Below are 11,089 nucleotides of genomic sequence, written 5' to 3' on the forward strand. Positions count from 1 at the left end.
CCCGGCTCTCGAAGGAGAGCCGGGCCTGGGTCGTGTTCTTCGGTGCCGCCGCTTGGTTTTGGCGTGACCGTCACGGCACCGGGCGCGTGTGCGAGGGTCAGGAGGGCCGACCGTCGCTCTCGGGGGTGTCGGGGGCCGTGTCCTGGGAATCCGTACCACCGTGATCCGTGCCATCGGCTCGTGCGCCATCGAGGTCGGGCCGGAGCACTCTCTCCTCCGGCTCTTGGAGGCCGCTGGTCGAGGGCCTTGCCGTCGGTGTCGAGGAGTGATGACGACGGGGGCGTTTCGTGCTCGGGGCCCGGCGATCCCTGCCGTGGACGATCTCGCGCTTTCGACGCCACCACCACAATGGTGGGGCGCCCAACACCGCGCCCGTCACCGCGAAGGGCAACAGCCAACCGGTGACCACGGCCAGGCCCCGACCCAGCTCCACCAGGGCGCGCCAGCCGCGTTCCAGCCCGCCCAGGAAGCCGATCGACTCATCGGAGGGACGTTCCTCCAGGTACGTGGACGGTGGTCGCAACGACAGGTTCACCGTCGAGTAGGCCGTCTGGTCGCGCAGTGACTCCAACCGGGCCTGGAAGGACTCCAGGGACGCTTGGCGGTCCTGGATCTCCCGTTCCACCCGCAGCAGGTCATCGACGTCTTCGGCCTCCTCCAGGTAGCCCCGCAACGACTCCAGGGCGGTCTCGGCGGACTCGATGCGGCTTTCGACGTCGGCGACCTCCTCGGTGACGTCCTCCAGCGAACGCTCCAACTCGGAACGATCGCCCAGATCGGCCAGGGCGACCAGGGTCTCCTCGTACGAGTCGGTGGGAACGCGCAGGGTCAGTTCGCCTCGGGGAGCGCTTCCCGAGGGGGTGGACACGAGCTCGGAGGCCACATGGCCCTCCGCGTCCAAGGTCAGCTTCTTGGCCGCCTCGGCGGCCTCGGACACGTCGTCCACCCGCACGGTCATGGTGGCGGTGTGCACGAGTCGCCGGTCGTCGATCTCCACGTCGGGGCCGACCGCCTCGACGGCCTCGCGTTCGGCGCCCTCCCCGGAGAACTCGGCGCCGGCCCCCGCATCGGGCGCGGCCTCGGGGACGCCTCGATCCTCCGACGCCGATTCGCCGTGGTCGGCCGTTTGTGAGGACGCTCCGCAGGAGGCCAGCAAGAGGGCGGTCAGGGCCGTGGAGACCGTCACCGTGGTGAGACGGCCCGCACGGACGAGCACTGAGGTGTCCATGTACGTTTGGACGAAACGGGGCCGGCGCGCGTTCTCCCCTTCACGTAACGGTGACGCAACGGGTCGGATGACTCCGAGTCACGGGGCCTTCGGGCACGTCCCCGCGCACGACGTCCCCTCCGGGGACGGCGCCGACGTGTGACGCGCGACATCTGAGAAGCTGGAGACATGCCTGAAGCACCGCATGTCGTCGTGGTCGGGGGCGGGATCTCCGGACTCACCGCCGCGTATCGTCTCAACGCCCGAGGGGTCGCCACCACCGTGCTGGAGGCCGCCGAAGTCCCGGGGGGCAAGCTGAGGGCCTCACCGATCGCGGGAGTGTCGGTGGACGTCGGGGCCGAGGCGGTGCTCGCACGTCGACCCGAGGCCCTGGAACTCTTCTCCGAACTCGGTCTGGAGGAGCAGGTGGTGCATCCGGGCCCCGGATCGGCCGCCATCTACAGTCGGGGGCGACTCCGTTCGCTGCCCCAGGGCCAACTCATGGGCGTGCCCGGCGACCTGCGCGCCTTGGCCCGCAGTGGGGTGCTCTCTCCGGTGGGCACCCTGCGCGCGGCCCTGGACCTGGTATGGCCGAGCACCCGGACGCGTTCGGACGTGCCGGTGTCCACCTACGTGGGCGTCCGCATGGGGCGCCAGGTCGTGGAACGCCTGGTCGAGCCGCTCCTGGGTGGTGTGTACGCGGGTCGGGCCGAGGAACTGTCCCTTGATTCCACCCTGCCCCAGATCGCTCCGATGGCCCGCTCCGACCGATCCCTGATGAAAGCGGTCCACCATAGTCTCAAGGGTCGCGGCGCCGCCCCGACCAAGGCGGGTCCGGTCTTCGCGTCCCTGCGTGGAGGTGTCGCCTCGGTCGTGGACGCCCTGGCCACCCGCCAAAAGGACCTGCGCACCGGAGTCCGGGCCCGAGCCCTTGGTCGCACCGAAAAGGGCTGGAGCGTGCGCCTGGAGGGCGCACAGGGGGCGGAGAGCATCGAATGCGACGCGGTGCTGCTGGCCTGTCCGGCCCCGGAGGCCGCCCGTCTCCTTGCCGGCCTCGAGCCCGCCGCCGCGCACGAGCTCGACGGTATCGAGTACGCGAGCATGGCCCTGGTGACCTTCGCCCTGCCCGCCTCCGCCTTCCCCGAACCCTTGTCCGGAAGCGGTTTCCTGGTCCCGGCGGGGGAGGGGCCGACCATCAAGGCCGCGACCTTCTCCAGCAACAAGTGGCCCTGGTTGGCCCAAGAGCTGGATAGGGTCGATCCAGGCGCGGACCTGGTCGTCCTGCGCTGCTCCATCGGACGCTTCCGTGACGTGGCCGTCCTGAACCGCTCCGACGAGGAATTGGCCTCCCTCGCCTTGGCGGACCTGGCCAGGGTCACGGGTGTCGAGGGAAGCCCGGTCCAGACCCGGGTGACCCGTTGGGTGGACGGGCTACCCCAGTACGCGGTGGGCCACGCGGGCAGGGTGGAACGGATCCGAACGGCGGTGGAGCGCCACGCCGGGCTCGGAGTATGCGGAGCCGCCTACTCAGGAGTGGGCATCCCCGCGTGTATCGCCGACGCGGGCCGTGCGGCCGCGCGATTGGCCGACGCGGTCCACGAGCACACCAGCCACGGCGCCCAAAGCGCCGAGGGAACGAATCAGCAAGGAGTCAACCCGTGACGGGCCAGCAGAACGGGGCGGTCGCCCAGGACGGCACCGACCTCAACCAACTCATCCGCTACACCATGTGGTCGGTCTTCAAGGTCGACAGCCTGGAGGGTATGGACCGCGGCGCCGCCGCCGAGGAACTGCAGAACCTCCTCGACAAGGCCGCCGAACAGGGTGTGACCACCCGTGGAAGCTACGACGTGCAGGGCTATCGAGCCGACGCCGACATCATGTTCTGGTGGATCGCCGACAGCTCCGACCAGGTGCAGGACATCTACTCGGACTTTCGCCGCACCCGGATCGGTCGTGCCTCCACCCCGGTGTGGTCGGTCATGGGCCTGCACCGCCCGGCCGAGTTCAACCGCGGACACGTGCCGGCCTTCCTCGCGGGTGAGGAGCCTCGCGACAACATTTGCGTGTACCCGTTCGTGCGTTCCTACGAGTGGTACCTGCTCCCCGACGACGAGCGTCGAGCCATGCTCGCCGAGCACGGCCGCATGGCCGCCCCGTACCCGGACGTGCGAGCCAACACGGTCTCCTCGTTCGGCCTCAACGACTACGAGTGGCTGCTGGCCTTCGAAGCCGATGAGATGCACCGCATCGTGGACCTGATGCGTCACCTGCGTGGCGCCAAGGCCCGGCTGCACACGCGTGAGGAGATCCCCTTCTACTCGGGTCGCCGCAAGAGCGTGGCCGCTCTGGTGGAATCGCTGCCGTAGACAGTGTTTTTCAGCGCCTCCGCTTCTCCCACCCATCGCCCACCGCCACCCTCGACGGACGGCCTGGCGGCCGGCGGAGATCCTTGGCGTGTTCGGGCGCCTGGGAGTCGGGAACCTTCGGTGCCTACGGTGTGATGGCTCGTCCACCCGTTGTCCGCCACCGTCCTCAACGGGTGGCCTGGCGGTCGACGGTCTCCTTTCGAGTGATCCCACCTGCGGCACCTTCGCGGGTCTCAAGGAACAGGACCTGACGGCGCCCGAACGCCCGGCCCCCGTGGTCCACCGAATCGGACCTCGACCTTCCGGACGAACGGCACCCGCGCTCATCGAGCGCGGGTGCCGTTCCACGTGGTGTGCCTATTCGGCGCGGGCCGCGTCCCGACGGGTGGCGATCACGTAGAAGGGGAGCGTGACGATGAAGACCAGTACCAGTGCGCTCATCAGGTAGATGAGCAGGTCTCCTGCGGGCAACCCCAGCCCCCAGGCGATCATCAGGACCACGCCCGTGGCGAGCAGGCCCAACACCACGTAGGCCTTGCGACCCTTGGGCTTGGGATACTCCATCCGGCTGACCATCAGCCAGGCCACCAGCAGCACCGCGGACACACCGACCAGGAGCGGCGGGTCCAAGACCACGATGGTCACCACCGCCATCGCTCCGAAGGGACTGGGCAGGCCGGTGAAGTAGTCGGAACCCGGAGCCTGACAGGAGAAACGGGCCAACCGCACGATCGTGGAGAGCAACACGGCTCCCGCGGCCACTACCGGGAGGAATCCGGGCCCCCCGGCGATGGTGCCCCATACGACGAAGAAGAACGCCGGTGCCACACCGAAGCTGATCACGTCCGCCAGGTTGTCCAACTCCGCGCCCATGCCACTGCCGCCCCACTTACGGGCGACCCGACCATCGAGTACGTCGAGCGCGGCCGCGACCATCATCAGACCGATGGCGGTGGCCATGGTCGCCCTGGGCAGGGAACCGGTCAGTCCGGAGGCCAGGTGGGCGCTCTGGGCCGTGGCCAGCGCCCACACCGCGAGGAAACCGCACAGGGCGTTGCCCAGGGTCAGGTAGTCGGCGATGCCCAGACGTAGCCGGGGCGCCTGCTCGGTGACCTCGGTGCTTTGGGGGACGAGGGAGGTGTCAGTCGGCGTCAAGACGGGTTTCCCCGGCGCGGACCTTCTGACCGATCTCCACCGCGGGGGTGATCCCGCGCGGAAGGTAGACGTCGACGCGTGACCCGAACCGGATGAGACCGATCCTCTCGCCTTGTTCGACCTTCTGCCCCGCAGCGAGATACGGGATGATACGCCGGACCATCGCGCCGGCGATTTGAACGACCGTGATCTCACCGATCTCGGTTTCAAGGGTCCAGATGACGCGTTCATTACGCTCGCTGTCCTTGTCGAAGGCGGGCTGGAAGCCCCCGGGGCGGTGCTCGACGCCGGTCACGACTCCGGCTAGGGGGGCACGGTTGACGTGCACGTTGAGGGGGTTCATGAAGACCGCGACCCGAGTGCGCCCGTCGGGTTGCGGGTCGAGGCTCTGGACGACGCCGTCGGCCGCCGACAACACCCGCCCGGTGGCCGGCCCTCGGTCCGGATCACGGAAGAACCACGTCATCCCCGCCGCGAGGGCGATCACGGGAGCGGCGGCCAGGGCGCGCCTTCGGGAACCTCGGGCCGCGAACGCGGCGACGCCCGCGGCACCGAGGGCCGGGATCAGCCACGGTGCCGACCCCTGGGCCATGCCCAGACGAGGCCTGGCCGGGGGTCGGGGGGAGACGGTGGAAGAAGGTGAGTCGTCGGTCATCAGGAGCTTTCGTCGCGGGTCGGTCTGGTCGCCCGCACATCGATCATCGCTGTGAGGGTGGGACCCGCCCTGGTGGCGGGGCCCGTGGTGCGCGGCCACCCTAGCCGCGCGCGCTCCGCCGTCGTCGACAGGGTCGAACGTCGGTGCGTTGTGAGATTATCCCTGATCCCACGGGGGTGGGAAAGCGGACGAGTCGTCGCGGACCCCGCAAAGGCCGGTCCTTGGGAATACCCGGATGACCAGGGTGGTAAGCCTACTCCCTGGGTTCGAGGGAGAGTGCTACGGAATTGATGCAGTAGCGGGCGTCGGTGGGGGTGGCGTACCCCTCGCCATGGAAGACGTGACCCAGGTGGGAGCGGCAGGTGGCGCACCGCACCTCGGTTCGGACCATGCCGAGGGAGGTGTCCTCGTGCAGGGTCACGGCTTCGGAGTCGGCCGGGTCGAAGAAGCTGGGCCACCCGCAGTGGGAGTCGAACTTCTCGTCGGAGCGGAACAGTTCGGTTCCGCATCCCCGGCAACGGTAGACGCCCTCGGTCTTGGTGTCGACGTAGGCACCCGTCCAGGGGCGTTCGGTGCCCGCTTCCCGCAGGACCGTGTACTCCAAGGGATCGAGGCGCTCACGCCACTCCTGTTCGGTCCTGGGCAGGTCCTGTTCCGACCCGTCCTGTTTCCGTGGTGCCTGGTCCGATGCTTCAGCCATGGTGAAGACGCTACCTGGAATCGGGCTCTGATGCCGAGCGGACACCAAGTCATCTCAGAAGCTGACAAGAGTCTCGAAGGTAGATGAATCATCCTTAGGTGCCACATGCACCTAACTTCACCCTCGGCGACGTTCGGTAGTGGTCTTGACGGGTAAGGGCTTCGTAGGGGTCAGTGGGCAAAGGTGCACGAGGGCAGGTGGCATGGCTGTTACAGCTCAACAAGCACTGGGAGTGAGTCGGCGACCACTGCGCGTGGGAAGAATTCGATACGGACTGTGGTGGCTGGAGCAGGCGAGCCTGGGGCCCCGGACCCGTGTTCGGGCCTTCGGCGAGGGTGTGAGCACCGTGGGCCGGGAGTTGCGTTGGGCCACCGAGCTCAGCGTCCGCGTCACCCTGGTGGGGATCGACCACGCGAGGCCCGAGCCTTGGAGTGACCGAAGACTGATGTGGCTGCTCGGCACGATCGCCATCGCCGCCGTGGCGGTGGCGATCGTTCTGGGGATGGGGATGGCGCGCTGGGTGATGACCTCGTCCAACGCCATGCTGTTCGCCGCGGCGGGAGCCTTGGCGGTGGGACTGGTGTTCCTGCCGCTGGCCTATCTGGTCTTCGCCTCCAAGCGAGGGCGTCGTCGGCATGGGTAGGGGTGACGGATCGGACCATCGGGGAACCGAAGACGGAGGGGCCTGGGCAGGGCCCCTCCGGTGTGTGCGGGGGCGGCGCCGGGGGCGTGGGCACCGAGTGCGAGGGGCGGCCCTTCAGGCGTCGAAGTCGTACTGGAGCACGTACGCCGAGCCGTCCATGATGATCTCGTTGAACTCCACGGGTCGGTGGTGGCCGGTCAGCGCGGTACGGGCCATCTCCAGCACGGGAGTGCCGGGAAAGAGTTCCAACTCCACGCTCTCCTCGGGGGTGGGCATACGGGCTCGGATCTCCTCGGTGAAGTGGGCCGGCGTGTGCCCCAGTTCGGTCAGACGAGCGTAGATCCCTCCGGGCCCGCTGTCGTGGGCGCGTATCCGCCGGGCCGCTTCGGAGTCCTCCCGCCCCTCCCACAGGTGTGGAGACAGGTGTGAGACCGCGCTCTGCACCGGCCTACCGTCCACGAGGTAGCGCCGGGAACGGCGCAATACCGTGGCCCCCTCGGGGAGTTCCAGAATCCGTAGAACGTGTTCGGCCGGGGTCACCTCCTCTATGACGAGGCCTTCCACCTCGTACCCTCGGGTGTCGCTGTCGGTCTGCCAGATCGCCCGTCCGCTGCCCCACGATTCCTTGGACAGACGACGGGCGCCGTGTCTTCGTAGTGGGCGGAACAAACGGACATAGACGCCCGAGCCGCGTACGGCCACGGCTAGGCCCTCGTTGATGAGCACGGAGAGCGCCTGTCGCGCGGTCGCCCGAGCGACCCCGTACCGCTCCATGAGACTGTTCTCTCCAGGAAGGCGGTCGCCGTCGGCGTACCGTCCGGAGCGAATCCGTTCTCGAAGCTCCTCGGCTATCTCCCGGTACACCGGTGGTGGTCCGTTTTCGGACGTCGGCACTACGTTCATCCTCTCGCCCAGGGGACCTCACCGGTGAGCCCCGTCGATGCGGTGTGTCCGGTCGCAGTGTTTCCAGTGGATGGCACATCACGGGTATGTCCGGTTGCGGGATGGTTCATGCGTCATTGTGGGGCGACCGAAACAGAGCGGTTATGGATCCTCGAGGGGAGTGCCTCAACCTCTGAGATAACGAGTGAACAGGTTCCCCTCCGCTTCCAACAGGTGCGCCAGCCGTACGGGTGTGTTCTCGACCGAGGCGTGTTCTGGAGCCCCCGGGGCCCCCGGCCCTCCCGCCACGATTCTGGGCGATCCCGCGCCCAACAGGTGTGGACTCACCGTCAGGCACAGATCGTCCAACGAACCCGCGGCCACGAACTCGGCCAACAGGTGCGGACCCCCTTCCGTCAGCACTCGGTACAGGCCCCTCTCAGACAGGGCTCGGACGACGTGGTCGGGGTGGACCGAAGCGCCGTCGACGACCACGAGGTCGGCGTGGGCGGCCACGAACTCCCGACGTTCGGCCGGGCTCGCGGCAACGGTGAACACGAGTGTGCGGGCGTCCTCGGGGGCGCTGGTGAGCAGCTCCTCTTGGATGTCCAGACTGCGTGAGACCACTGCTATCCGTGGTGTGGCGGGACGGCCCTCGCGCAACCTCGTCCACACCTCACGAGGCCGCACCGGCCGATACCCCTCCTGGCGGGCGGTGGCCGCGCCCACCAGTACCACGTCGCACATACCGCGCAGCAGAGCCATCACCTTGCGGTCGGAGGGCGAGGACAGGCCTCGGCTGCGTCCCGAGGGATCGATCGCGCCCCCGTCGGCGCTGGCGACCATGTTGGCCCGGATCCAAGGGCGGTCCAGGTCGGCGGGGTAGGCGTAGGTCTCGACCAGGTCCACGTCGGTGCGGCCGGGTACGGGAAGGAGTTCGCGAAAGGGGGCGGGTTCGGTGGTACCGGTGATGTGAGTGTTCGCCATGGTCACCCAGGCTAGGGACACCACGTCCCTTCCGGCACCCGTGTGGACGGTGTGCCGGAAGGGACGTGGCCGGTCTCACCCGCCCTGGTGCGAGGCACGGCGTAGCAGGACCAGGGCCCGGTCGATCACCCGTATCCGTCCGCCCGCGGTCACGAACGGTCGCCCACCCACGTCCGGTTCGGCGGTGTCCAGAACCGTTTCCCAAGCCATGCCGTAGGAGGTCCCGGGGAGCTTGAATTCCACCGGGTCCGGGCCGCTGTTGAGCAACAACACGAACGAATCGTCCCGGATCGGGCGCCCGCGCGGGTCCGGTTCGGTGATGGCGTCCCCGTTGAGGAACACCCCCAACGCCCGCTCACCGCTGTTCCAGTCGTTGCCCTCCATCGTGGAGCCGTCCGGCCGTAGCCAGGAGATGTCGGGCAGTCCCTTGACGCTCTTGCGACCGCTCTCCACCGGACTGCCCCGAAAGAAGCGCCGTCGCCGGAACACGGGATGTTCTCTGCGGAGCCGGGCCAACTCGCGCACGTAGTCCAGCAGGTCGTTCTCCGGATGGTCACCGGCCAGTCCCGCGCCCTCCCAGTCCATCCAGGCGATCTCGTTGTCCTGACAATAGGCGTTGTTGTTGCCACCTTGAGTGCGGCCGATCTCGTCACCGTGCGAGAGCATCACCACGCCCTGGGACAGGTACAGGGTGGCGAGGTAGTTGCGGACCTGCCGGCGTCGCAGGGTGAGGATGGCCGGGTCCTCGGTGGGCCCTTCCGTGCCGTGGTTCCAGGAGCGGTTGTCGTCGGTGCCGTCCCGGTTCCCTTCCCCGTTGGCCTCGTTGTGCTTGTGGTTGTAGGAGACCAGATCGGCCATGGTGAAGCCGTCGTGGCAGGTGATGAAGTTGATCGAGGCGACGGGTCGGCGGCCGTCGTTCTGGTAGAGATCGCTGGAACCGGCCAGACGGGAGGCCAGTTCACCCTTGACCGGTTCACCGCGCCAGAAGTCGCGCACCGTGTCCCGGTACTTGCCGTTCCACTCGGTCCACAACGGTGGGAAGTTGCCCACCTGGTAGCCGCCCGGTCCCACGTCCCAGGGTTCGGCGATCAGCTTGACCTGCGAGATCACCGGGTCTTGCTGGACTATGTCGAAGAACGTGCTCAGTCGGTCGACGTCGTGGAACTCCCGGGCCAGGGCCGACGCCAGGTCGAACCGGAACCCGTCCACGTGCATCTCCAGGACCCAGTACCGCAGCGAGTCCATGATGAGTTGCAGGGAGTGCGGGTGGCGCACGTTGAGGCTGTTGCCACAACCGGTGTAGTCGAGGTAATAGCGCTGGTCGGCGTCGCTGACCCGGTAGTAGCCCAGGTTGTCGATGCCGCGCCAGGACAGGGTCGGGCCCATGTGGTCGCCTTCGGCGGTGTGGTTGTAGACCACGTCGAGCAACACCTCGATGCCCGCCTCGTGCAGCGACTTCACCATGGCCTTGAACTCCTGGACCTGCTGGCCACGTGATCCGCGTGCCGCGTACCCGCTGTGCGGGGCCAGGAAGGCCAGGGTGTTGTACCCCCAGTAGTTGGTCAGTCCGCGCGCCACCATGGCGTGTTCGGGTACGAAGTGGTGGACCGGCATGAGTTCGATCGCGGTCACCCCCAAAGAGGTGAGGTAGTCGATCATCACCGGGTGGGCCAGTCCCGAGTAGGTGCCGCGCTGGTGTTCGGGGATGCCCGGATGGCGCATCGTCAGGCCCCGCACGTGCGTCTCGTAGATCACCGTCCGGTGGTACGGGGTGCGCGGGCGCGATTCGTTGCCCCAGTCGAAGAACGGGCTGACCACCACGCACTTGGGCACGTACGGCGCGCTGTCGGCGGTGTTCTTTCGGTCGGGGTCGGCGAAGTGGTAGCTGAACAGCGACTCGTGCCAGGTCAGATCGCCGTTCAGTGCCTTGGCGTAGGGGTCCGTGAGCAACTTGTGCGGGTTGCAGCGTAGGCCGTGCTCCGGAGCGTACGGTCCGTGGACACGGTATCCGTACTGTTGGCCCGGACCTACCCCGGGTAGATAACCGTGCCAGACGAATCCGTCGTATTCGGTCAGTTGTATACGGGTCTCTTCTCCGGCGTCGTCGAACAGACACAACTCCACCTGTTCGGCAGCCTCGGAGAAGAGGGAGAAATTGGTGCCGGAACCATCGTAGGTCGCACCGAGCGGATAGGAACTACCTGGCCAGACTTCCACCATGGGCGTCGTCAGTCTCTTGAGTGTCGGGGCCCTGAGCGGGCGCTTTCGGTTGTGGTTCCTTTATTCCGCCGAGTTCTCAAAAGTATGCCGAACGGGACCGATGATCATCATCGGCCCCGTCCGGGCGTGATGTCTTATGGGGATTGTGTCGGGTTTGTGATGTTATTTAGTAAAGGGGTGAATGCGTATATCTATCACTGGATGTGTGCCATTCCCGGAGGGATCAACCCAGGGCGATTTCAAAGTTGATCGCCTGCTCAAGACCCCAAGT

Annotated in this window: 10 protein-coding genes; 3 read left to right on the forward strand and 7 right to left on the reverse strand. The window is 67.5% G+C overall.

The features are described from left to right. Nucleotides 1-97 precede the first annotated feature (97 nt). A complete protein-coding gene (locus tag D472_RS0115175) occupies nt 98-1,228 on the reverse strand; it encodes a DUF4349 domain-containing protein (RefSeq protein WP_017605332.1) in 1,131 nt (376 codons plus the stop codon). Between the two features lie 168 nt (nt 1,229-1,396). On the opposite strand from D472_RS0115175, the gene hemG reads away from it, so the two are divergent. Next, entirely contained in the window at nt 1,397-2,869 is a 1,473-nt protein-coding gene (gene hemG, locus D472_RS0115180) for a protoporphyrinogen oxidase (RefSeq protein WP_017605333.1), read from the forward strand. Beyond that, nucleotides 2,866-3,576, forward strand: a complete 711-nt coding sequence (gene hemQ / locus D472_RS0115185) for a hydrogen peroxide-dependent heme synthase (RefSeq protein ID WP_017605334.1) — start codon at nt 2,866-2,868, stop codon at nt 3,574-3,576. Before hemG ends, hemQ begins: the two co-directional genes overlap by 4 nt. A gap of 357 nt (nt 3,577-3,933) precedes the next feature. Here hemQ and pssA read toward each other — a convergent pair whose 3' ends face one another. The 3 genes from pssA to msrB form a co-directional block, all read right to left on the reverse strand. Beyond that, nucleotides 3,934-4,731, reverse strand: coding sequence for a CDP-diacylglycerol--serine O-phosphatidyltransferase (gene pssA, locus D472_RS0115195; RefSeq protein WP_017605336.1), 798 nt, complete (start codon nt 4,729-4,731; stop codon nt 3,934-3,936). Beyond that, the gene (locus D472_RS0115200) at nt 4,718-5,386 is read right to left on the reverse strand and encodes a phosphatidylserine decarboxylase (protein ID WP_017605337.1); all 669 of its coding nucleotides are present in this window, start codon (nt 5,384-5,386) and stop codon (nt 4,718-4,720) included. The genes pssA and D472_RS0115200 overlap by 14 nt, the downstream gene beginning before the upstream one ends. Nucleotides 5,387-5,639: 253 nt before the next feature. Further along, a complete protein-coding gene (gene msrB, locus D472_RS0115205; RefSeq protein WP_017605338.1) occupies nt 5,640-6,086 on the reverse strand; it encodes a peptide-methionine (R)-S-oxide reductase MsrB in 447 nt (148 codons plus the stop codon). 253 nt (nt 6,087-6,339) lie between these two features. On the opposite strand from msrB, the gene D472_RS0115210 reads away from it, so the two are divergent. Next, nucleotides 6,340-6,729, forward strand: a complete 390-nt coding sequence (locus tag D472_RS0115210; protein WP_017605339.1) for a hypothetical protein — start codon at nt 6,340-6,342, stop codon at nt 6,727-6,729. Nucleotides 6,730-6,843: 114 nt separating this feature from the next. Here the strand turns inward: D472_RS0115210 and D472_RS0115215 are convergent, their stop codons facing one another. The 3 genes from D472_RS0115215 to glgX form a co-directional block, all read right to left on the reverse strand. Further along, a complete protein-coding gene (locus D472_RS0115215; protein WP_033303908.1) occupies nt 6,844-7,632 on the reverse strand; it encodes a GntR family transcriptional regulator in 789 nt (262 codons plus the stop codon). A 165-nt stretch (nt 7,633-7,797) separates the two neighbouring features. Next, nucleotides 7,798-8,598, reverse strand: coding sequence for a dihydrofolate reductase family protein (locus D472_RS0115220; protein WP_026117723.1), 801 nt, complete (start codon nt 8,596-8,598; stop codon nt 7,798-7,800). Between the two features lie 75 nt (nt 8,599-8,673). Next, complete coding sequence (gene glgX, locus D472_RS0115225; protein WP_017605342.1) at nt 8,674-10,818, reverse strand: glycogen debranching protein GlgX; 2,145 nt, start codon at nt 10,816-10,818, stop codon at nt 8,674-8,676. Nucleotides 10,819-11,089: the final 271 nt, after the last annotated feature.

This window comes from Nocardiopsis alkaliphila YIM 80379 (assembly GCF_000341005.1).
GTDB lineage: Bacteria > Actinomycetota > Actinomycetes > Streptosporangiales > Streptosporangiaceae > Nocardiopsis > Nocardiopsis alkaliphila.